We start from the raw sequence: 22,583 nt of genomic DNA, 5'->3' as shown, positions 1-22,583 counted from the left end.
GTTCAACGCACTTCCTGACCCGCACGCTGCCGAACGTGGGCACAGAGATGAGCCTGCACGTCTTGGCTTACAACCTCAAACGAGTCATCGGCATCTTGGGCATAGCCAGAACGATGAAGGCGATGAGGATGCTGGGCGCGTGAGCGCCTTGTTATGTCTCATCGAGATCGCAATCCAGTTGCGTCATTGCTGCCGGGCTTGAGACGAAAGGTTGTGCCACTGTGCCTCGTTCGTCTCACTGCCCACCAATCCGATGCCCGAGCGTTCTCACACAGCCTCGGTCGTAAGCGGTCGAAGGGTCAGTGAGCGTGCCGGTGTCCTGGTCGGTTAAGTCATTCCGGCGCAATTGGTCACGAGCGCCCGAAATACGCATCCAGCGGCACCGGCCTGATGCGAGCCGCCATGCCGGCGCAGCCGAAGGCCTCGAAGCGGTCGACGCACAGCTCGCGCGCCGCGGCGGTGGCGTCCTTGAAGAACTTGCGCGGGTCGAATTCGCGGCGGTCACGCGCCATGGCGCGGCGCATCGCGCCCGTCATCGCCAGGCGGATGTCGGTGTCGATGTTGACCTTGCGCACGCCGTGGCGAATGCCTTCCTGGATCTCCTCGACCGGCACGCCATAGGTCTCCTTGATCTCGCCGCCGTGCTCGCGGATCACCGCCAGCCACTCCTGCGGCACCGAGGACGAGCCGTGCATCACCAAGTGCGTGTTCGGAATGCGCGCATGGATGGCCTTGATGCGGTCGATGGCGAGGATGTCGCCGGTCGGCTTGCGGCTGAACTTGTAGGCGCCGTGGCTGGTGCCGATGGCGATCGCCAGCGCATCGACGCCAGTGCGTGCGACGAAGTCGGCGGCCTGGTCGGGGTCGGTGAGCATCTGCGCGTGCGTCAGCGCGCCCGCCGCGCCCACGCCGTCTTCCTCGCCGGCCGTGCCCGACTCCAGCGAGCCCAGGCAGCCGAGCTCGCCCTCCACCGACACACCGACCGCATGCGCCATCTCGGTGACCTGGCGCGTCACGCCCACGTTGTAGTCGTAGCTCGACGGCGTCTTGGCGTCTTCCAGCAGCGAGCCGTCCATCATCACGCTGGTGAAGCCCGAGCGGATCGACTGCATGCACACCGAGGGGCTGGCGCCGTGGTCCTGGTGCATCACGATCGGGATGTCGGGGTACATCTCGGCCGCGGCCTCGACCATCTTGCGCAGAAAGGGCTCGCCGGCGTACTTGCGCGCGCCGGCCGAGGCCTGCAGGATCACCGGGCTCTGGGTCTGTTGGGCGGCCTGCATGATGGCCTGGATCTGCTCCAGGTTGTTCACGTTGAAGGCCGGCACGCCGTAGCCCCGGTCGGCAGCGTGGTCCAGCAGTTGTCGCAGGGAGATCATGGCCATGGCGGGCTCCGTCTGAAGTGAAAGAACTCAGTTGGACGACAGCACGAAGCGCTCGTCGAGCGCGGCCTCGTCGGGCCGGGCCTTGCGCAGCAGTGCGCGGGCCCGCGCGGCCACCACCTCGGCGGTGATGCCGAACAGCTTGAAGAGCTCTGCGGCCGGCGCCGATTCGCCGAAGCGGTCGATGCCGACCACGTCGCCGTGCTCGCCGACGTGCTTCCACCACAGGCCTGTGCTGCCGGCCTCCACCGCCAGGCGCGGCAGGTGGCGCGGGACGACCTCGCGGCGGTAGGCCTCGTCCTGGCGCTCGAACACATCGAGGCAAGGCACCGACACCACGCGCGCGGCGATGCCGTCGTCGGCCAGCAAGCGCGCCGCAGCCAACGCCACCCCCAGCTCCGAGCCGCTGGCCAGCAGCGCGACGGCTTCGCGCTCGGGGCGGCGCAGCACGTAGGCGCCTCGCGCGATGGCCTCGACGCGCGCGCGGCCGTCGCCGGCATGCGGCATGGCCTGGCGCGACAGCAGCAGGCAGCTCGGGCCGTCGCTGCGGCGCAGTGCCTGCCGCCAGGCCACGGCGGTCTCGGTCGCATCGCCCGGTCGCCACACGTCGACGTTGGGGATCAGCCGCAAGCTGGAGGCGTGCTCCACCGGCTGGTGCGTGGGCCCGTCTTCGCCCAGGCCGATCGAATCGTGGGTGAACACGTAGACCACCGGCAGCTTCATCAGCGCCGACATGCGCACGCCGTTGCGTGCGTAGTCCGAGAACGCGAGGAAGGTGCCGGCGAAGGGCCGGTAGCCGCCGTGCAGCGCCACACCGTTCATGAGGGCCGCCATGCCGAACTCGCGCACGCCGTAGTGCACGTGGTTGCCGGTGGCGTGGCCCTTCAGGGGCCGGTGGCCCTTCCAGTCGGTGAGGTTGGAGCCGGTCAGGTCGGCCGAGCCGCCGAGCAGCTCGGGCATGGCGGGGCCGATCTCCTGCAGCACGTCTTGCGAGGCCTTGCGGGTGGCGACGACGGCGCGCTTGTCCTCGGCGGTGGCGCAGGCGGTGGCGAGGGCGTCTTCGGCCTGGGCCGTGAGCGGCATGGGCTGCTGCAGGCGGCGCTGCAGTTCGCGGGCGAGCTCCGGGTGAGCCTGCGTGTAGGCCGCCATGCGCGAGCGCCAGTCCTGGTGCAACGACGCGCCGCGCTCGCGTGCCGACCAGGCGAGCGCGACCTCGGTCGGCACCTCGAAGGGCGCAGACGTCCAGCCCAGCGCGGTGCGGGTCAGCGCGATCTCGTCGGCGCCCAAGGCTTCGCCATGCGCCTTGGCCGTGCCTGCGCGGTTGGGTGAGCCGTGGCCGATGGTCGTCTTGCAGCACACCAGCACCGGCCGGTTGGAGACGTGCGCGGTGGCGATGGCGCGGTCGAGCGCGCCGGCATCATGGCCATCGACATTGCGCAGCACCGTCCAGCCGTAGGCCTCGAAGCGCGCCGGCGTGTCGTCGGTGAACCAGCCGCGCACCTCGCCGTCGATGGAGATGCCGTTGTCGTCGTAGAAGGCGATGAGCTTGCCCAACTGCCAGGTGCCGGCCAGCGAGCAGGCCTCGTGGCTGATGCCCTCCATCAGGCAGCCGTCGCCGAGGAAGACGTAGGTGCGGTGGTCGACCACCGTGTGGCCCGGGCGGTTGAACTCGTCCGCCAGCAGCTTCTCGGCCAGCGCCATGCCCACCGCGTTGGCGATGCCCTGGCCCAGCGGCCCGGTGGTGGTCTCGACACCCGGCGTCACACCGACCTCGGGGTGGCCGGGGGTGCGCGAGTGCAGCTGGCGGAAACGCTTCAGCTCCGCCATCGGCAGGTCATAGCCGCTCAGGTGCAGCAGGGCGTACAGCAGCATCGAGCCGTGGCCGTTGGAGACGACGAAGCGGTCGCGGTCGGGCCAGTGCGGATCGGAAGGGTCGTGGCGCAGGTGGTGGCGCCACAGCGCCTCGGCGATGTCGGCCATGCCCATGGGCATGCCGGGATGTCCGGAGTTGGCGGCCTGCACCGCATCGACGGCGAGCATGCGCAAGGCGTTGGCGCACTGGGTCCGAGTGGGCTGTTGAGTGTTGTTCTTCATCACGCCACCTCACGCGGCTAGGAGGTTCTGCCGCCGCTCCACCAGCCGCATGATCATCGGCGTGAAGATCAGCTGCATGGCCAGCTCCATCTTGCCGCCCGGCACCACCAGCGTGTTGGCGCGCGACATGAAGGAGTCGTGCAGCATGCTGAGCAGGTAGGGGAAGTCGAAGCCGCGCGGGTTGGCGAAGCGGATCACCACCAGGCTCTCGTCGGCGGTCGGGATGGTGCGCGCGACGAAGGGGTCGGAGGTGTCCACCACCGGCACGCGCTGGAAGTTGATGTGCGTGCGCGTGAACTGCGGGCAGATGTATTCCACGTACTCGTGCATGCGGCGCAGGATCACGTCGGTCACCGCCTCGGTGGAGTAGCCGCGTGTGCTCTTGTCGCGGTGGATCTTCTGGATCCATTCGAGGTTGATCACCGGCACCACGCCGATCAGCAGGTCGGCGAAGCGCGCGACGTCGACCTTGTCGGTCTTCACGCCGCCGTGCAGGCCCTCGTAGAACAGGATGTCGCTGGGCGGCAGCGTCTCCCACGCCGTGAAGGTGCCGGGCGGCTGCTTGAAGGGCGCGGCCTCGTCCTCGTTGTGCAGGTACTTGCGGGCCTGGCCGCTGCCGGTCTCGGCGTAGCTGCGGAACAGCTCCTGCAGTTCGGTGAAGAGGTTGGCGTCTTCGCCGAAGTGGCTGAAGTGCGGCTTGCCATTGGCTTCCGCCTCGGCCATCGCCACCTTCATGGCCTGGCGGTCGTAGGTGTGGAAGCTGTCGCCCTCGACGATGGCGGCGGCCACGCCTTCGCGGCGGAAGATGTTCTCGAAGGTCTTGGTGACCGAGGTGGTGCCGGCGCCGGACGAACCGGTGATGGCGATGATGGGGTGCTTGGCGGACATGGCGGCACTCCTTACGCCGTCACGGCGAACAGGCCGCGCTTGCCGAAGAGCGGCGAGTCGTAGTTCGCCGCCGGCTCGTCGTGGTGGTAGCGCTCGATGCGCGCCACCTCGCAGCGCGAGCCGAAGACGAAGCCGATGCGCTGGTGCAGCGACTCGGGCTGCACCTCCATCAGGCGCGCATGCCCGGTGCTCGCGCCGCCGCCCGCCTGCTCGATCAGAAAGGAGATCGGGTTGGCCTCGTACAGCAGGCGCAAGCGGCCGGCACGTGTCGGGTCCTTGGTGTCGCGCGGGTAGAGGAACACGCCGCCGCGCATCAGGATGCGGTGCGTCTCGGCCACCAGCGAGGCGATCCAGCGCATGTTGAAGTCGGCGCCGCGCGAGCCGGTGCGGCCGGCCAGGCATTCGTCGACGTAGCGCTTGACCGCCGGCTCCCAGAAGCGGCTGTTCGAGGCGTTGATGGCGAACTCGCAGGTCTTCTCGGGGATGCGCAGGCCGGGGTGGCTGAGCACCCATTCGCCCAGCAGCGGGTCGAGCGTGAAGGCGTGCGTGCCGCGGCCGAGCGTGAGCACCAGCATGGTCGACGGGCCGTAGATCGCGTAGCCGGCGCACACCTGCTGCGTGCCGGGCTGCAGGAAGTCCTGCGGCTGCGGGTCTTCGCCGGGCGTGACGGCGCGCAGCACCGAAAAGATGCTGCCCACCGAGACGTTCACGTCGATGTTGGACGAGCCATCGAGCGGGTCGAACAGCAGCAGGTATTTGCCGCGCGGGTGCTCGGGCGGCAGGGTGTAGGGCGCTTCGAGCTCCTCCGACACCATGCCGGCGGTGTGGCCGCCCCATTCGTTGGCGCGCAGGAAGAGCTGGTTGCTGAGCACGTCGAGCGCCTTCTGCTCCTCGCCCTGCACGTTGACGGTGAGCGGTGCGGGCACGTCCCGTTCGAGCGCACCGTAGGCCACTTTGCGCGCAATGGTCTTGCACGCGAGCGAGACGTCGGTGATGAGCGCGTTCAAGTCGCCCGTGGCCTCGGGGTGGTGGCGGCGCGCTTCGATCAGGAACTGGGTCAGCGTGGAACGTCCTCCGGTGAGCATGGCGGTTCTCCTGGTTTGCTAATGAATCTCTCTTGGGCGCAGCGCCAGCAGCTCGGCCGGCGCGCTCAGGCGCCAGGCGTTGTCGAGCAGCACCGAGGGCACGGGCCCGTAGCCCCAGTCGGCCCAGGCCATCTGGCAACCCGCGGCGTGCGCGGCCTTGATGTCGGCGGGGCCGTCGCCCACCAGCAGCACGCTGTCGGGGCGCACGCCCAGGCGCTGCGCCGCCTGCTGGATCAGGAGCGGCGAAGGCTTGCGCTGCGCGGGCAGGTCGGCGCCATGCACCTGTGCGAAGTGGTGCAGCAGGCCGGCGCCCTGGAGCACAGCGCGCGCGAGCGGCGTGGGCTTGTTGGTGACCACCGCCATCGGATAGTGCTCGCCGATCTGCGACAAGAGCGCGGCCATGCCGTCGAAGGCCTGGCCCTGCGCGGCGGGGGTGCTCAGCGTGACGGCATCGAAGTGCTCGCGCAGGCGGGCGGCGAGTGGCGGCAGTTCGGCATCGCGCAAGCCGCAGGCCTGGAGCGCGCGCAGGATCAGTGCATCGGGCCCGTCGCCGATCCAGCCGCGCACGGTGGCGGGCTCGAAGCGCGGCAGCGCGGCTTCGGCCAGCGCGGCGTTGAGCGCGAATGCCACGCCGGCCGCGCTGTCGACCAGCGTGCCGTCGAGGTCGAAGAAGAGGGCGCTGATGTCGTTCCTCACAGGCCGGCTCCGCGGTAGAGGCGTTGCGTGCTCGTCAAGGGCGGCGCGGGGCGTGCGGCGCGCAGCAGCTCGTCGAAGCCCAGTTCGCCCAGGCTCGGCAGCACCAGGCCGGCGCGGCTGAAGTCGCTGCCCTGCGTCCAGAAGGTGGGTGTCACGAGCGTCCACAGGCCGGCGGCGGTGGCGGCGTGCAGGCCGTGGGCCGAGTCTTCGATGGCCAGCGCCTGCTCGGGCGGCAGGCCCAGCACGGAGAGCACCAGTTCGTAGACGTCCGGCGCGGGCTTCTTGGCGCGCACCTGGTCGCCGCAGGCGATCACCGCGAAGAGGTCGATGCCGCGCGCACCCAGCGTGGCGTTGAGCAGGGCGCTGATGTTGGCCGCGGTGGTGGTGCTGGCGATGGCGAGGCGGCAGCCTTCGTCCAGCGCCTCGTGCAGCAGGCGCTCCACGCCCTCGCGCAGCGTGACCTGGCCTTGCTCCACCGCCTCGCCGTAGAAGCGCGTCTTGTCGGCATGCAGCGCGGGCACCAGGGCCTGCAGGCGCTGGCGCTCGGCGGCGGGCAGCGGCAGCGAGTCGATGAAGGCGGCGATGCGCTCCTTGCCGCCGGTGATCTCCAGCAGCTGCCGGTACTCGGCGCGGCTCCACGACCAGCCGACGCGCTGCAGCTCGAAGGCGCGGTTGAAGGCGAGGCGGTGCGCCTCTTCGGTGTCGGCCAGCGTGCCGTCCACATCGAAGATCAGGGCTTCAATGCTCATGGCGCACCCCCTTTGTCATCCCGGCGCACGCCGGGATCCACTCGTGCTGTTGGCTGTGCGATTGCGTGGCGCGACCCCGTGGCCGCAGTGGATCCCGGCGTGCGCCGGGATGACGCGAGGTGGGTCATTGCGTCTCCTTTGAAGCGGCGAACACCCGGCTGGCCAGCACGTCCTCCGCCTGCAGCGTGCACAGCTGCTCGCGTGTGAGGCTGTGGTCGGCGGTGAACAGCCGCGTGGCGTGGCGCAGCCGGATGCGGTCGAGCGCGTTGCGGATCGAGCGCGCGTTGGCGAAGTGCGGCAGCTGCCGGCGCAGGCCGACGTAGCGTGCGAAGGCCGGGCCGGCGCCGTCGTCGAACTGATAGTTGAGCTGGCCCAGCATCAGCTGCGCGATCTGCATCAGCTCGGCCTCGCTGTAGTCGGGGAAGTCGATGTGGTGCGCGATGCGCGAGGCCATGCCGGGGTTGCTGCCGAAGAAGGTGTCCATGCGGTCGCGGTAGCCGGCCAGGATCACCACCAGGTCGTCGCGGTGGTTCTCCATCACCTGCAGCAGGATCTCGATCGACTCCTGCCCGTAGTCGCGCTCGTTCTCGGGCTTGTAGAGGTAGTAGGCCTCGTCGATGAAGAGCACGCCGCCCATGGCCTTCTTGACCACCTCGCGCGTCTTGGGCGCGGTGTGGCCGATGAACTGGCCCACCAGGTCGTCGCGCGTCACCGCCACCAGGTGGCCGCGGCGCACGTAGCCCAACTGCTTGAGCACGCCCGCCATGCGCATGGCCACGGTGGTCTTGCCGGTGCCGGGGTTGCCGGTGAAGCACATGTGCAGCGAGGGCGGGGTGGACTGCAGGCCCTGCTCGGCGCGCAGCTTGTCGATCAGCAGCAGGGCGGCGATGTCGCGGATGCGGCCCTTGACCGGCGCGAGGCCGATGAGTTCGGCGTCGAGCTGGTCGAGCATCGCGCGGGCGCCGGAGGCTTCCAGCATCTGGTTGGGGGTTTGGGTGTCGTTCATGGTGTGCGTCGGTCGGTGCGGGGCTTCGATACGCCGAAGGCGTACCCTGCCCTGAGGTATCGAAGGGTCAGCCTGAACGGGTGGTGGCATGCGGGCCAACGAACACACTCCGCCCGCTCAGGCTGAGGTATCGAAGCCCCGTGCCATCTCAATACCGCTCACCCTCGGGCGCACGCTGCACCGCATAGCTCTCGATGCTGTAGCGCAGGCTGCGCCCCGGCTCCTCGGTGCGAATCAGCCGGAAGCCGGGTTCCACCTTGGGCCGGTTGACGATGAACGACAGCACCACCGACTCGGTGCCGTGCGTCGAGTCGAAGGCGGTGACGCGGATGTAGTGGTCGGGGAAGGTCTTGCGGCATTGCTGCAGCTCGAGCATCACGCCGGCCGCGTCCGACACGTCGAACATCGGGTTGCCGAACATCTCCCAGAAGGTGTTGCGCGGGTGCGGGTCGTCGGTGTATTCGATGCCCACCGCCCAGCCGCGGCCGAGGGCGTAGTCGAGCTGCTTGATGATCTGCTCGTCGGTGAGATCGGGCAGGAAGGAGAAGGTGCCTTGGGTGATTCGCATGGTGGTCTCCGTCAAGCCACCGCAGGCGTCGGCACGAAGTCCGAGCTGTCGGTCGGCGTGTAGTTAAAGGTGATGTCGCCCCAGGTGTCGAGCGCGGCGCGCAGCGGGCTGCACCACTTGGCCGCGTCGGCCAGGATCTGCGGGCCTTCGTTGGCGATGTCGCGGCCTTCGTTGCGCGCCTGCACCATGGCTTCCAGCGCGACGCGGTTGGCGGTGGCGCCGGCCTGGATGCCCTGCGGGTGGCCGATGGTGCCGCCGCCGAACTGCAACACCACGTCGTCGCCGAAGAGGCCCAGCAACTGGTGCATCTGGCCCGCGTGGATGCCGCCCGAGGCCACCGGCATCACCTTCTTGAGCGCGCCCCAGTCCTGGTTGAAGTACACGCCGCGCGGCAGGTCGACGGTGGTGTGCGTGTCGCGGCACACGTTGTAGTAGCCCTGCACCGTGAGCGGGTCGCCTTCGAGCTTGCCCACCGCCGTGCCGGCGTGGATGTGGTCCACGCCCGCCATGCGCATCCACTTGGCGATCACGCGGAAGCTCACGCCGTGGTTCTTCTGGCGCGTGTAGGTGCCGTGCCCCGCGCGGTGCAGGTGCAGGATCATGTCGTTCTGCCGGCACCAGTGGCTCAAGCTTTGGATGCCGGTGTAGCCCACCACCAGGTCGACCATCACGATCACCGAGCCCAGCGACTTGGCGAACTCGGCGCGGCGGTACATCTCTTCCATCGTGCCGGCGGTCACGTTGAGGTAGCTGCCCTTCACCTCGCCGGTGGCGGCACTCGCCTTGTTGACGGCGTCCATCACGAACAGGAAGCGGTCGCGCCAGTGCATGAAGGGCTGCGAGTTGATGTTCTCGTCGTCCTTCATGAAGTCGAGCCCGCCGCGCAGGCCCTCGTAGACCACGCGGCCGTAGTTGCGGCCCGACAGGCCCAGCTTGGGCTTGGTGGTGGCGCCCAGCAGCGGGCGGCCGAACTTGTCGAGCCGTTCGCGCTCGACCACGATGCCGGTCGGTGGGCCGGTGAAGGTCTTCACGTAGGCCACCGGGAACTGCATGTCTTCCAGCCGCGCGGCCTTCAGCGGCTTGAAGCTGAACACGTTGCCGATGACCGATGCGGCCACGTTGGTGATCGAGCCCTCTTCGAACAGGCTCAGGTCGTAGGCCACGTAGCAGAAGTACTGGCCCGGGTTGTTGGGCACCGGCTCCACGCGGTAGGCCTTGGCGCGGTACATGTCGCAGGCGGTGAGGCGGTCGGTCCAGACCACCGTCCAGGTGGCGGTGCTCGATTCGCCGGCCACGGCGGCGGCGGCCTCGATCGGGTCCACGCCGTCCTGCGGGGTGATGCGAAAGAGCGCCAGGATGTCGGTGGCCTTGGGCACGTAGTCGGCGTTCCAGTAGCCCATCTGGGCGTACTTCAGGACACCGGCCGAGTAGCGCTTCTTGGCGTCGGTGATCTGGGTGGCTTCTTGCATGTGGCCCATGGGGGATCTCCTTGAGGGTGCTTTGCGGATGACGATGGGCCCAATGTAGGAAGCGCATTACATTGCGAATAGTTAATTCTTTTGGTCGTCCTATTTGCTTTGACTGATGCTTAAGAACGCCACCTTCCGCCAGCTCGCCGCCCTGCATGCCGTCTCCCGCCTGGGCAGCGTTTCACGGGCCGCGAGCGAGTTGCACCTGACGCAACCCGCGGTGTCGATCCAACTCAAGTTGCTGGAAGAGAGCGCGGGCGCGCCGCTGCTGGAGAAGGAAGGCCGAGGCGTGCGCCTCACGGCGGCGGGCGAGCTGATGGCCGACTACGCGGCGCGCATCCTCGACCTGTGGCGCGAGGCCGGCGACGAGATGGCGGCGCAGCGCGGCGTGTTCTCGGGCACCCTGCGCGTGGGCGCGGTGACGACGGCGGAGTACCTGCTGCCGCCGCTGCTGGTGGCCTTTGCCGGCCACCGGCCCGACGTGAAGGTGAAGCTGCAGGTGGGCAACCGCGACGAGATCGTGCGCATGCTGGCCGGGCAGGAGGTCGACATCGCCATCATGGGCCGCCCGCCGGCCGAGCTCAAGACCACCGCCGTGGCCTTTGCCAAGCACCCGATGGCCTTCCTCGCCTCACCCAGCCACCCGCTGATGCGCCAGCGCAAGCCCACGCTGGCCGACCTGGTCGAGGCCAAGCTGCTGGTGCGCGAGCGCGGCTCGGGCACGCGCACGACGCTGGAGCGGCTCTACAAGGACGCCGGCGAGCCGCTGCGCATCGGCTCCGAGATGTCGAGCAACGAGGCCATCAAGCACATGTGCGCGGCGGGCTTCGGCGTGGCCTTCCTGTCGCTGCACACCTGCCCGCTGGAGCTGGGCGCGGGCCTCTTGAAGGTGCTGCCGATGGCTGGCAACCCGCTGCAGCGCGACTGGTATGCGATGCACCTGGCGGCGCGGCGCCTGCCGCAGGTGGCCTCGGCCTTCAAGCAGTTCCTGGCCGACGAGGGCCAGGGCCTGATCCATGCGCAGCTGCGTGCGGTGCCAGAGCCCACGGCGCGGCGCAAGGCCGCCAAACGGGCCTGATCGGACGACTGTTCAGCGCGCGCCCTGCAGGACGCTCAGCACGGCGTCGGCGCTCGGGTGCGCGAAGGGCATGGTCTGGGCACCTTGGTACACCATGTCCAGGAAGGCCCAGTCCTCGGCCTGCAGCCAGCGCTGGGCGGCGGGCAGCACCACGCCTTCTTCGCGGCCGAGGTGGTCCCACATGAAGTCGCAGTAGTGCGACAGCAGCCGCTGCAGCGGCTGCACGCCTTCGGCGCTCGTCGCGGCGCGCTCCACGGCCTCGTGCAGCTCGGCCAGCAACTCGGCATCGCGCTCGCCCTGGCGCTCCAGCTCGCACAGCTCGGCGTCGAGGCGGGTGGTGCGCAGGCTCAGCAGCTTGAAGAGCAGGTCGGTTTCCTTGGGGTGGTGCTGCACCCGCGAGAAGCCCCGCAGGTACTGCAGCGCCATGCGCATGGCCGCGGCGTCGGGCGCCCGCTGGCACGCCACCGCGCTCGCCAGCAAGTCGCTCCACGCATGCAGCACGGCGGCCAGCGCGCGGTGTTCGGCGCGGATGACGGCGATCGCGCGCACGGGTGGCGGCAGCTCGCTCAGCGCGGCCACCAGCAGCGGGTGCTCGCCATGGCGCAGCACCGCCTGCGCCTCGGCGTGCGTGGCCAGCATGATGAGGTCGCAGCCTTGCGCGGAGGCGGTCTCGGCGATGGCCGCACCGGGGTCGTCGGCAGCCAGCGCAAGGCTGCTGCAGGGCACGCCCAGGGCCCGCGCGGCGGCTTCGGCCTTGGCGCACAGCTCGCGCGCAGCGGCTGCGCCCTGCGCAGGCAGCACCTGCAGGAAGGTCAGGCGCGCACCCAGGCGGCGCGCCAGGTCGGCGGCCTGCCCGACCAGGGCGGTGGCGGGCTCGCTGTCGTCGATGGGGATGAGAAGGTGCTGGTACATGGCTTGGTTCGGCATGCTAGGCCGCCATCTCCGGCGGACCCCACTCCTGCAGCGGGGGGCAACCCGACCGCCGCAAGCCCGTGCCCGGCGCTAGGATGCGCAACGCCATGACCGCCACGCCTTCTTCGTCGCCCGGCCCCGCGCCCGACCTGCTGCTCAAGGTCACGCCGCCGCGCGTGCCGCGCCAGCTGCTCGCGCGCAGTGCGCTGCAGATCGGCGCGCCGCGGCTGCGCGAGCGCCCGAGCCTGCTGGTGCAGGCGCCGGCCGGCTATGGCAAGACCTCGCTGCTGGCGCAGTGGCGGCTGGAGCTGCTGGCCCACGGCAGCGCAGTGGCCTGGGTCTCGGCCCAGTCGCATGACGACGAAGAACGCCTGCTGCAAAGCCTCACGCTCGCCGTGCGCTCGGGCGCCGGCCGCCCCGCCTTCGGCCAGCACTGGCTGGAGCAGGTGATCGCGCGCGGCGACGCGCTCGAAGGCATCACCCGCTGGCTGGCCGAGCTGGTGCAGTCGGCGCTGGAGCTGGTGCTGATCGTCGACGAGGCCGACCGCCTGCCGCCCGCCAGCCGCGCGCTGCTGGCCTACCTGCTGCGCAACCAGCCGCCCAACCTGCGGGTGGTGATCGCCGCGCGCGCCGACTGCGAACTCGATGTCGACGACCTGCTGAGCTACGGGCAACTGCTGCGCCTGGGCCCGGCGGAGCTGCGCTTCACGCTCGAAGAGTCGATCGAACTCGGCCACAAGCTGCTGGGCACGGCGCTCGACCTCGACACCGCCGCCCGCCTGCACGAGCTGTGCGAAGGCTGGCCGCTGGGCTTGCAGCTCGTGCTGCGCGCCGTGGCCAGCGGCGCCGACGTGCGCAGCGCCCTGAACGACCTGCCTGGCGCCAACCTGCCCGCAGCCGACCTGCGCGAGCGGCTGCTCGACCTGCTGCTCTCCAAGCTCGACGCCGCCGACCTGCGCTTCCTGGAAGACGCAAGCCTCGTCGACCACCTGCACCCCTCGCTGTGCACGGCCTTGAGTGGCGGCACCGATGCCGCCGACCGCCTGGCCCGCCTGAGCCGCGACACCCCGCTGCTGGCCGGTGCCGAAGGCAGCGATTGGCTGCGCCTGCACGCGCTCGCGCGCGAGCGCCTGCGCCAGCGCGTGCAGGCGCGCCCGGCCGCCGAGCTGACGGCGCTGCACACGCGGGCCGCCGCCTGGCTGGCCCAGCAGGGCATGCTGGAAGAAGCTGCGCGCCAGGCCTGGGCCGCCGGCGAGCGCGGGCAGGCGCTGGACCTCGCCGAACGCAGCCTCTACGACGCCCTCACGCGGCGCGGCCAGCATTCGGCGGTGCTCGAATGGCTGGAGCGCCTGCCGCCCGAAGAGCTGCAACGCCGTCCGCGCCTGCAACTGGCCGCTGCGTGGGCGCTGGCCGTGAGCGAGCGCCACGCCGAGGCCGGCCGCCTCGTTGAAGGCCTGCTCGCGCGTCCCGGCACCGACGACGCCATGCGCTGCGAATGCGCGCTGATCCTGAGCGGCGCGGCCGTCTTCGCCGACCTGCCCGACCGCTTTGCCAGCCTGCACGACCCCTGGGACAGCGCGCCGCCGCTCAACGACCCGCTGCTCCTGCAGATCCACGCCAACCGCAGCGCTTTTCGCCACCTGCTGGCTGGCGAGCCGGCGCTGGCGCGCCTCAAGCTGCCCGAGCACGGTGGGCGCTTTGCCTACATCACGCACTGGTCCGACCTCATCGCCGGCATGAGCCTGCTGTGGGAAGGCCAGGTGGCGGCCGCCGAGGCGCAGCTGCGCCCCGCCTTGCGCGCCGCCGAGGCCGAGCTCGGCCGGCGCAGCCCCTTCGCCAGCATGCTCGCAGCGCTGCTCGCCACCGCCGTGTGGGAGCAGGGGCAGGGCGCCGAGGCGCAAGCGCTGCTCGCCAACCGGCTCGACGTGCTCGAACGCAGCGGCCTGCCCGAGACCGTGCTGCTGGGCTTTCGCACCCTGGCGCGCGTGGCCAGCGTCGAAGGCTCGGAGCCGCGCGCCCTGAGCCTGCTGAGCGCGCTCGACGCGGTGGCCCAGGTGCGCGGGCTGCCGCGCCTGCGCATCGCCAGCCTGGCCGAGCAGATCCGCATGCATTCGCACCGCCACCGTGCCGAGACCTGCAAGGCCCTGGTCGCCGACCTGCAGGCGCAGCTGTCGCAGCCCGGCCTGCCGGCGCGCGACGACTCCCCGCTCTGGTGGCGCGGCGTGCTGATGCTGGCCGCCATGGCGCGCGGCCATGCGGCCCTGGCCGCCAAGGACTGGCGCGCCGCCGTGCCCGCCCTGGCCGAGGCCGTGGGCGGCGCGCAGCGCCTGCGTCTGGGCCGCTTCCAGGTCGAGGCGCAGGGCCTGCGCGCCTACGCGCTCGACCGCTGCGGCGAGCACGAGGGCCTGGCGCTCATGCACGAGACCCGCACCTGGGCCGAGGCGTTGGGCCTGCGCCGCGTGTTCATCGACGCCCACCCGGCGCTCGGTGCCTGGGTGCGCCAGCTCGAAGGGGCTAGCCCCGGCACTGCCGCCCCGCTGACTGCGCCCCCACCCCCGGTGGCGGTGCAGCCGGCCGCCCGGGTCACGCCCACCATGGCGCTCACCCCCAAGGAGCGCGAGGTGCTCGACCTGCTGGCGCGCAACCTGTCCAACAAGGAGGTGGCGCTCGCCATGCAGATCGGCGAGCAGACCATCAAGTGGCACGTGAAGAACCTGTTCGCCAAGCTGGATGCCGGCACCCGCAAGCAGGCCGTTTCGCGGGCCCGCATCCTGGGGCTGCTCCCACCGCTGGAGTAGGGGTTTTCGGCGGCTTGCCCGGCGCGGGCTGGCCCTAGTCCCCACCCCCCTCTGCGCTGGGGGGGAGATCGCTCCCCTCGCTCCTTAATCTGCTTGGCAATGGCCGCCTGCGGCCTGCCTTTCAGCCATTGCATTGCATCAAGGAGCCCGCAATGAACTTCCTCGACGGTTCCCTCTTCGTTGAAAACCAGGACAAGCTGGTCATCACCGCCGCCCCCTACGGCCCGGAATGGATTCCTTCCGACTTCCCGGAAGACATCCCGGTGACCATGGAAGCGCAGGTCCAGAAGGCCGTCGACTGCTACAACGCCGGCGCCACCGTGCTGCACCTGCACGTGCGCGAACTCGATGGCCGCGGTAGCAAGAAGCTGTCCAAGTTCAACGAGCTGATCGCCGGCGTGCGCAAGGCCGTGCCCGAGATGATCATCCAGGTCGGCGGCTCCATCTCCTTCGCGCCCGAGACCGACGGTGCCGCCGCCAAGTGGCTGTCGGACGACACCCGCCACATGCTGGCCGAGCTCGACCCCAAGCCCGACCAGGTGACGGTGACCGTCAACACCTCGCAGATGAATGTGGTCGAGCAGATGGACGCGCGCGACATCGCCGGCACCTCGCTGGCCGAGCCCGATGGCTTTCGCGCCTACTCGAACATGATCGTGCCCTCGACGCCCGAGTTCTTCGAGGAGCATGTGCGCCGCCTCACCAAGGCCGGCATCCAGAGCGCCTTCCAGTTCTACAACGTCAACAGCTACGAGACGGTCGAGCGCCTGATGCGCCGCGGCATCTACAAGGGCCCGCTGGTGTGCAACTGGGTCGCCATCGGCGGCGGCATGGACCAGCCGACCATCTACAGCCTGGCCAACTTCCTGCGCGCCATCCCCGACGGCACCATGCTCACGGTGGAAAGCAGCATGCTCAACACGCTGCCCATCAACATGATGGGCATCGCCATGGGCCTGCACGTGCGCTGCGGCATCGAAGACAACCTCTGGAACCAGACCCGCACCGCCAAGATGACCACGGTGCAGCAGATCGAGCAGCTGGTGCGCATCTCGCGCGAGTTCGGCCGCGAGATCGCCACGGCCAAGGAAGCGCGCAAGATCTGCAAGATCGGTGTGTTCTACGAGACGGTGGAGGAGACACTCGCCGCCAACGGCTTTGCACCCAACCCCAAGGGCGGGCAGCAAGGCTTCCTGCGCAAGGCCGCCTGAACGAGGGCCGCGCATGGACCGCCGCAGCGTCTTCCTCGGAGGGGCCAGCGCCGCGGCGCTGGGGGGCATCGGCGTCGCGGCCCAGGCGGCCGCGCCGGTGCGCATCGGCCAGAGCCTGCCCATCACCGGGCCGCTGGGCGCGGTCGTCAAGCCGATTGCCGAAGGGCAGCGCGTGCTGATCGACGACATCAATGCCAAGGGCGGTGTGCGTGGTGCGCCGGTCGAACTCATCACGCTCGACGACGCGGCCGACCCGCAGAAGACGCTCGACAACACGCGCCGCCTGCTCGACACCGAGCAGGTCACCGCGCTCTTCGGCTACGCCTTCGTGCCGGGCCTGGCGCGTGCGCTGCCGCTCGTGAACGAGCGGCGCGTGCCGCTCATCGGCATCTACAACGGCGCCGACGCCGTGCGCTCGCCCGCCAACCCCTACGTGTACACCACCACCGCCAGCCTGCGCGACGAGGTGGCCGCGATGGTGCGCACGCTGGCCACGCTCAACTCGCGCAAGCTGGCCCTCGTCTACCAGAACAACGAGCTGGGCCGCTACATGCAACCCATCGTGGAGGCTCTGGTGAAGGAGCAGGGCTCCGAGCTGGTGTGCACCGTGCCCGCCGAGCCCGACGGTTCCAACGGCCCGGCCGCGGTGCAGACCGTGGCCGCGCAGCACCCGCAGGCCATCCTGCTGCTGGTGGCCGGCGCCGCGCTGCTCAGCTTCATGAAGGCGCTGCCGGTGGAAGGCCGCGTGCCCGTGTACGCGCTCTCGCTGGCCGGCTCATCCGCCGCGATCGAGCAGATGGGCCCGGCTGCGCGCGGCATGGCCTTCACCCAGGTCGTGCCCTACCCGGCGCGCCCCGCGTCGGCGCTCACGCGGCGCTTTGCGGCCCTCATGAGCAAGGCCCAGCTCACGCCCACCTACGACCGCCTGTGGGGCTTTCTCAATGCCAGCGTGCTGGTCGAGGTGCTGCGCCGCGCGCCGGCCAACCCTGCGCCGGCCCAGGTGGTGGCCACGCTCGATCACGGCGGCGAGATCGACCTTGGCGGCTACCGCCTGAGCTATGGCGCACAGCGCCACCACGGCTCCAGCTTCGTCGACATCACCATGGTCGACGGGAACGGGAAGTTCATCCGATGAACACCGAACCCACCGTGCTCATCGTGCCCGGCCTGCGCGACCACGTCGCCGAGCACTGGCAGACCCTGCTCGCCGCGCGCCTGCCGCGCGTGCGCAGCGTGCCGCCCATGGGCCGCACCGACCTCGATTGCGCCGCCAAGGTGGCCGCCATCGAAGCCGCCGCGCAAGCCATCGAAGGCCCGCTGGTGCTCGTGGCCCACAGCGGCGGCTGCATCATGGTCGCCCACTGGGCCCGCCAGACGAAGCGCCCGGTGCACGCCGCGCTGCTGGCCACGCCGCCCGACTTCGAAACCCTGATGCCCGAGGGCTACCCCACGCTCGACGCGCTGCGCGCCGGCGGCTGGCTCCCGGTGCCGCGCCAGCCGCTGCCCTTCAGCAGCCTGGTCGCGGCCAGCCGCAACGACCCGCTGGGCAGCTACGAGCGCGTGGCCGCGCTGGCGCGCGACTGGGGTTCGGAGCTGCTCGACCTCGGCGAGGTCGGCCACCTGAACCCGGCTTCAGGGTACGGGGCGTGGCCGATGGCGCAGACGCTGGTCGAGCGCTTGAGCGGTCAGGTGGATATCCTGCTCTGAGGCGGTCGCCGATCTCACTCGAACGATGGCCGTCCACCCATGGCCGTCCTGCACTCCGCCGAGAGGCGACCGGCAAGGCGAGTGGCAGCAGAGCCGCTCAAGTCTGTACCCGAGTGCCCAGTTCGACCACGCCTCAATGCGCCAGAAGCCCTTCACCAGCGGCGTCACCTGCACTCGCTCGGCCTGCGCTACCTTGGGCACCTCCTTGCGGTGGCGCATCGAGGCCGGGAAGTGCGCCTCGTTCCAGGGCATGGCGCTCAGGCCTTCGTGCGGCCCACGGTCTGCGCCAGCAAGAGTTGTTGGTCGTTGCCCAGGCCCATCGCCTTGGCCAGCGCGTCACGGTCGAACCACGCGCGCACGACCGTCGCCAACCCGGCCGAGGCGCAGAAAAGGTAGACGTTCTGCGCCATGGCGCCTGCCGCCGCACTAGCGTACGCGGTGCGCTGCGCCGCCGGCACCATGCCCATGCGTGCGTGATCGGCGACATAGACGAGGTCCAGCGCTGCGTCGTCGACGAAGTCCTGGTAGCCGGTGACGCGCCGTACGTCGCTGGCTTCGGCGAGTAGCAGCTCGTGCGCCACCGGCTCGTAGCGGTACAGGCCCTGCGGCATGGCAGCGTAGAGCAGCACCTCCTGCGCGTTCATCGCGCTTGGCGCGGTGCGCCCACCCAGCGCCGGGCGGTTGACGCCCGCAGCGGCCCACAGCAGGTCGGACAAGGTCTGCTCGTCCAGCGCCGTGGGCGCGAACTCGCGCAAGGACTGGCGGCGCGCCAGCACCTCCATGAGCGGCAACCCGCCTTCGCGGTGCGGCGACGGCAAGGCGAGCGTCTGTTTCGCGTCACCCACCGGCGGCCGCGGCGGGTTGTGGCCCATCAGGCCCAGGGCCAGCTTGGTCAGCGTGTTCATCGTCGCAACCTCCGGTCGATCAATCCCAGCATAGGCGCAAGGCGCCGCAGCGGTTTGATGAACCTCAAGCCCATCCTTGTCGGTGACATCGAGCGGCAGGTGCGGGCGTTCTGAAGGTCTTGGACGCGGAACGACAGGCGAGTCGCTAGACTGGCCTTCGATGCCAGAACCATCCGAACACCTCGGCCCCTCTTCAAGCCCATCGCCCCAGGGGCGCGTGCTCGACATCGCCGCACTCGGCCTCGAGGCACGCGATCGTGCCGTGCTGGTCTCGATGACGCGCATGCTCGATGGCCAGGCCGGCCTGCGCCTGCGCTGGGTGGAAGATGCCACCGCCTGCACCACGCTCTTCGTGCCGCACGACTGGTCGCAGTACGTCTCGCCACCGCGGGTGCTGGTGCGGCTCACGCCACGCGGCGCGACGCCGACCGACTCGCCGCGCGGCCTGTCGGTGACCTCGCCGCTGCGGGTCGGCGAGATGAGCGATGTGCTCGAAGCCGCCGCAGCGCTGTACGAGTTGGCGCGCGGCGCCGTGCAGCGCGAGCATGCCCGCATGGCGCTGCACGCCTTGCGCGATCTGCTGGTCGGGGCCCTGCTCGCTGGCGAACGTCGGCGCACGCTGATCGGCGTGGGTGACGGGCATGGCCTGGTCGTCGACTTCCGCACGGGCGAGATCACGAGCTCGCTGTCGCAGGCCGAGCTGCTGGCGCGGCCGCTGCAGCTGGCCGAACCGCAACGCGCGCCCGACGCCATGTCGTGGCCGGGTGCGACCCACAGCGTGCGGCTGTCGACCCTGCTGTGGGGCCTGACGCACGCCCTCATCGACCAGGGCGTCTCGCCGCGCACCATCAATGGCCGCTACCAGCTCACAGGCCCGCTCGAGCCGGCGGCCCTCTCGCGCCCGAGCATGCCGCGGCTGGTGAATGCCTGGACGCAGCGCGCCATGGGCGTGGGCGAGGCCGCCGCGGCAGGCCGGCTCTCGGCCTTCGAGATCCTGTGGTTCCTGAGCACGGCCTTGGCCCTGGGGATCGCCGTGCCGGCTGCCGAGCCGCAGGCGGGCACGGCGCCAGCCTGAGCGGGCGACGCTGTCCCCCGGCCTTGTCCGGAGCCACGGTCGCGGGAGACTGGAAGCCCGGCGCGCCACTGCACGCCGGGCGACCGTCAGGGCTGGCGGATGTCAGACTCTCTGACGGCCAGCCTCTCCCTCCCTCAAACCGACGCGGCCGGTTGCGCCTTGCGCCCGAGCAGCAACCAATGCGACAGCGCAGGGATCAGCAGCACCGCGCCCACCATGTTCCAGATGAACATGAAGGCGAGCAGGATGCCCATGTCGGCCTGGAACTTGATCGGGCTGAAGGCCCAGCACACCACGCCGGCGGCCAGCGTCACGCCGACCAGCACCACCACCTTGCCGGTGAACTGCAGTGAGTTGCGGTACGCGTCGGCAAGCGTCGCGCCCTGGCGTTGCTGCGCGAGTTGCACCGACAAGAGGTACAGCGCGTAGTCGATGCCGATGCCCACACCGAGCGCGATCACCGGCAGCGTGGCCACCTTCACGCCCAGGCCCAGGCCGACCATCAGCGCTTCGCACAGCACCGAGGTCAGCACCAGCGGCACCACGGCGACGACGACGGCGCGCCAGCTGCGGAAGGTGATGAAGCACAGCACGATCACGGCCGCGTACACCAGCAGCAGCATCTGCAGCCAGGCCTTCTTCACCACCACGTTGGTGGCGGCCTCGATGCCGGCGCTGCCGGCGGCGAGCAGGAACTGGCGCTCCGGCGTGCTGTGGGCGGCGGCGAACGCCTCGGCACTGGCCGACACGCGGGCCAGCGTGTCGGCGCGGTGGTCGGACAGGAAGGCGATCACCGGCATCACCGAGCAAGCGGTGTTGAAGAGATCGGGGTTGTTGACGCTGGCCTGCTGCGCGCCGTAGTTGAGCGTGTCCTGGTTGCGCGCGATGGTCAGCCACTTGGGGCTGCCTTCGTTGGCGCCGGCAGTGATCTGGCGCACGGCGTTGGTCAGCGCCAGCGTGGTCTGCACGCCTTCCACCTGCTGCAGCTGCCAGGCGAGGCGGTCGGCCTCGACCAGGGTCTCGTACTTGAGGCAGCCTTCGGGCGGCGTCTTCACCATCACCGCGAAGGTGTCGCTGGAGAGGGTGTAGTGGCGCGTGATGTAGGCGTTGTCGCGGTTGTAGCGCGAGTCGGCGCGCAGCTCGGGAGCCCCGGGGTCCAGGTCACCGATCTGCAGGCGCTGGCTGACGATGTAGCCACCGGCGCCCAGCAGCGCCGCAGCGGCCAGCGCGGCCAGCGCCCAGCGGCGCTCGACGAAGCGTGCCAGCAGGGCCCAGCCCTTCGAGAGGCCTTGCTGTTCGGCGCGCAGGCTGCGCTGCGCGGCGGCGTCGCTCACGCCGACATACGAGAGCAGCACCGGCAGCAGCAGCAGGTTGGTGAAGATCAGCACGGCCACGCCCAGGCTGGCGGTGAGGGCCAGGTCCTTGATGACGGCGATGTCGATCACCATCAGCACGCCGAAGCCCACCGCGTCGGCGAGCAAGGCGGTGAGGCCCGCGAGGAAGAGTCGGCGGAAGGTGAAGCGCGCGGCCACCAGGCGGTGCGCGCCGCGGCCGATGTCCTGCATGATCCCGTTCATCTTCTGCGCACCGTGGCTCACGCCGATGGCGAACACCAGGAAGGGCACGAGGATGGAATACGGGTCGAGCTCGAAGCCGAGCAGTGCGACCAGCCCAAGCTGCCAGGCCACCGCCACCAGCGAGCAGGCGATGACGAGGGCCGTGCTGCGCAGGCAGCGCGTGTAGGCGTAGATGATGGCCGCGGCGATCAGCGCCGCGAGGCCGAAGTACAGCGCCACCTGGTAGAGCCCGTCGATCAGGTCGCCCACCAGCTTGGCGAAGCCGATCACGTGGATGCGCGCCGAGCCGTCGGCCTCGTACTTCTGGCGCAGCTGCTCGATGGATTGCGAGAGCTGGTGGTAGTCGATGCGCTGGCCGTCGGTGCCCTGCTCCAGCAGCGGCACCACCAGCATGCTCGACTTGAAGTCGGTGCCGACCAGGCTGCCCACCAGGCCCGAGCGCGCGATGTTGGCGCGCAGCTGCTCGGTGGCGGTGGGCGAACCGTCGAAGTTGTCGGGCATCACCGGGCCGCCGCGGAAGCCTTCTTCCGTCACCTCGTTCCAGCGCACGCCGGGGGCCCACAGCGACTTGACCCACGCACGGTCGACACCGGGGGTGAGGAAGATCTCGTCGTGGATCTTCTTCAGCGACTGCTGGTACTTCGCGTCGAAGATGTCGCCGCTCGGGCTCTCGACCACGATGCGCAGCGAGTTGCCCAGGCCGCGCAGCTCCACGCGGTTCTCCAGGTAGTTCTGGATGTAGGGGTGGCTGCGCGGAATCATCTTCTCGAAGCTGGCATTCATGTGCAGCTTGGTGAAGGCGGCCCAGCCGAACAGCAGCGTGGCCAGCAGGCACAGCACCAGCACCACGCGGCGGTTGTTGAACACCAGGCGTTCGAGCAGGGAGCCCGAACGGGGGTCGAAGTCAGCTAGCGAGGCCGTGAGGGCCTCCTTCTTGGTCGGGGCGAGCATGGAACCTCCTCAGGGCAGGGCCAGCGCCTGCAGGCCGCGTGGCCCGGCGATGACGACACCCTGTGCGCCGGCCGCGACGAGGGCGGCGGCAGGCAGTGGTTTGGTCTTGGTGACGAGCGGCTGGAAGCTGCGGCCGTTGTCACGGCTCATCAGCAGGTGGCCGGCCTGGCTGGCCAGCAGCCAGGCGCCATCGTTCGTGCGGGCGCTGGCGGTCAGGCCGACCTGCAGCCCGGTGGCGATCTCGGTCCAGGTGGCGCCGCCGTCGTCGCTGCGCAGCGCGTGGCCGCGCAGGCCGTGCACCAGCAGCACGGTGGCATCGCCGTGGATGCCGAAGAGCGTGCCTTGGTAGGGCATGGGCAGGGCGATGAAGCGGCCGCTGGCGGGGTCGAGCTTGAGCACCAGGCCTTGTTCGCCGACGGCGTAGATGTGGCC

Annotated in this window: 19 protein-coding genes; 6 read left to right on the top strand and 13 right to left on the bottom strand. The window is 70.1% G+C overall.

Going from position 1 to position 22,583, the window contains the following annotated elements; translation table 11 throughout:
• Positions 1-350 precede the first annotated feature (350 nt).
• From fba to VFL64_RS14575, 9 genes are all read right to left on the bottom strand, one after another.
• Complete coding sequence (gene fba, locus VFL64_RS14615; protein WP_489541113.1) at positions 351-1,385, bottom strand: class II fructose-bisphosphate aldolase; 1,035 nt, start codon at positions 1,383-1,385, stop codon at positions 351-353.
• Positions 1,386-1,412: 27 nt separating this feature from the next.
• A complete protein-coding gene (gene tkt / locus VFL64_RS14610) occupies positions 1,413-3,476 on the bottom strand; it encodes a transketolase (protein ID WP_489541112.1) in 2,064 nt (687 codons plus the stop codon).
• Positions 3,477-3,485: 9 nt separating this feature from the next.
• The gene (locus VFL64_RS14605; RefSeq protein ID WP_489541111.1) at positions 3,486-4,364 is read right to left on the bottom strand and encodes a phosphoribulokinase; all 879 of its coding nucleotides are present in this window, start codon (positions 4,362-4,364) and stop codon (positions 3,486-3,488) included.
• Between the two features lie 11 nt (positions 4,365-4,375).
• Positions 4,376-5,449: a class 1 fructose-bisphosphatase gene (locus VFL64_RS14600; RefSeq protein ID WP_489541110.1), complete on the bottom strand. Its 1,074-nt coding sequence runs from the start codon at positions 5,447-5,449 to the stop codon at positions 4,376-4,378.
• 18 nt (positions 5,450-5,467) lie between these two features.
• Positions 5,468-6,145: an HAD-IA family hydrolase gene (locus tag VFL64_RS14595; protein WP_489541109.1), complete on the bottom strand. Its 678-nt coding sequence runs from the start codon at positions 6,143-6,145 to the stop codon at positions 5,468-5,470.
• On the bottom strand, positions 6,142-6,894 hold the full coding sequence (locus tag VFL64_RS14590; protein WP_489541108.1) for an HAD-IA family hydrolase: 753 nt from the start codon (positions 6,892-6,894) through the stop codon (positions 6,142-6,144). Before VFL64_RS14590 ends, VFL64_RS14595 begins: the two co-directional genes overlap by 4 nt.
• 124 nt (positions 6,895-7,018) lie before the next feature.
• A complete protein-coding gene (gene cbbX, locus VFL64_RS14585) occupies positions 7,019-7,900 on the bottom strand; it encodes a CbbX protein (RefSeq protein WP_489541107.1) in 882 nt (293 codons plus the stop codon).
• 148 nt (positions 7,901-8,048) lie between these two features.
• Positions 8,049-8,468: a ribulose bisphosphate carboxylase small subunit gene (locus VFL64_RS14580; protein ID WP_489541106.1), complete on the bottom strand. Its 420-nt coding sequence runs from the start codon at positions 8,466-8,468 to the stop codon at positions 8,049-8,051.
• Positions 8,469-8,479: 11 nt separating this feature from the next.
• Positions 8,480-9,946, bottom strand: coding sequence for a form I ribulose bisphosphate carboxylase large subunit (locus VFL64_RS14575; RefSeq protein ID WP_489541105.1), 1,467 nt, complete (start codon positions 9,944-9,946; stop codon positions 8,480-8,482).
• 106 nt (positions 9,947-10,052) lie between these two features.
• On the opposite strand from VFL64_RS14575, the gene VFL64_RS14570 reads away from it, so the two are divergent.
• Positions 10,053-11,015, top strand: coding sequence for a LysR family transcriptional regulator (locus tag VFL64_RS14570; RefSeq protein WP_489541104.1), 963 nt, complete (start codon positions 10,053-10,055; stop codon positions 11,013-11,015).
• A 12-nt stretch (positions 11,016-11,027) separates the two neighbouring features.
• On the opposite strand, the gene VFL64_RS14565 is transcribed toward VFL64_RS14570, so the two are convergent.
• Entirely contained in the window at positions 11,028-11,942 is a 915-nt protein-coding gene (locus VFL64_RS14565) for a universal stress protein (protein WP_489541103.1), read from the bottom strand.
• Between the two features lie 92 nt (positions 11,943-12,034).
• Between VFL64_RS14565 and VFL64_RS14560 the strand changes: the two genes are divergently transcribed.
• The 4 genes from VFL64_RS14560 to VFL64_RS14545 all read left to right on the top strand — a co-directional run bounded on the left by VFL64_RS14560 (position 12,035) and on the right by VFL64_RS14545 (position 17,643).
• Positions 12,035-14,725, top strand: coding sequence for a winged helix-turn-helix domain-containing protein (locus VFL64_RS14560; RefSeq protein WP_489541102.1), 2,691 nt, complete (start codon positions 12,035-12,037; stop codon positions 14,723-14,725).
• A 152-nt stretch (positions 14,726-14,877) separates the two neighbouring features.
• Entirely contained in the window at positions 14,878-15,936 is a 1,059-nt protein-coding gene (locus tag VFL64_RS14555) for a beta-keto acid cleavage family enzyme (protein WP_489541101.1), read from the top strand.
• 13 nt (positions 15,937-15,949) lie between these two features.
• Entirely contained in the window at positions 15,950-17,071 is a 1,122-nt protein-coding gene (locus VFL64_RS14550; protein WP_489541100.1) for an ABC transporter substrate-binding protein, read from the top strand.
• On the top strand, positions 17,068-17,643 hold the full coding sequence (locus tag VFL64_RS14545; RefSeq protein WP_489541099.1) for an RBBP9/YdeN family alpha/beta hydrolase: 576 nt from the start codon (positions 17,068-17,070) through the stop codon (positions 17,641-17,643). Before VFL64_RS14550 ends, VFL64_RS14545 begins: the two co-directional genes overlap by 4 nt.
• A 257-nt stretch (positions 17,644-17,900) precedes the next feature.
• On the opposite strand, the gene VFL64_RS14540 is transcribed toward VFL64_RS14545, so the two are convergent.
• Positions 17,901-18,548: a nitroreductase family protein gene (locus tag VFL64_RS14540; protein WP_489541098.1), complete on the bottom strand. Its 648-nt coding sequence runs from the start codon at positions 18,546-18,548 to the stop codon at positions 17,901-17,903.
• 160 nt (positions 18,549-18,708) lie between these two features.
• Here VFL64_RS14540 and VFL64_RS14535 point away from each other — a divergent pair, with 160 nt between their 5' ends.
• Complete coding sequence (locus VFL64_RS14535) at positions 18,709-19,623, top strand: hypothetical protein (protein WP_489541097.1); 915 nt, start codon at positions 18,709-18,711, stop codon at positions 19,621-19,623.
• A gap of 134 nt (positions 19,624-19,757) precedes the next feature.
• Here the strand turns inward: VFL64_RS14535 and VFL64_RS14530 are convergent, their stop codons facing one another.
• Positions 19,758-22,151, bottom strand: coding sequence for an efflux RND transporter permease subunit (locus tag VFL64_RS14530; RefSeq protein ID WP_489541096.1), 2,394 nt, complete (start codon positions 22,149-22,151; stop codon positions 19,758-19,760).
• 9 nt (positions 22,152-22,160) lie between these two features.
• Positions 22,161-22,583 (bottom strand): WD40/YVTN/BNR-like repeat-containing protein (locus VFL64_RS14525; protein WP_489541095.1); only part of this gene is annotated, 423 nt, incomplete at its 5' end.

This window comes from Rhizobacter sp. (genome assembly GCF_035702065.1).
Classification (GTDB): Bacteria; Pseudomonadota; Gammaproteobacteria; order Burkholderiales; family Burkholderiaceae_C; genus Rhizobacter.
The sequence above is the reverse complement of the archived record's forward strand: the minus strand, read 5'-3'. Positions and strand labels throughout refer to the sequence as shown.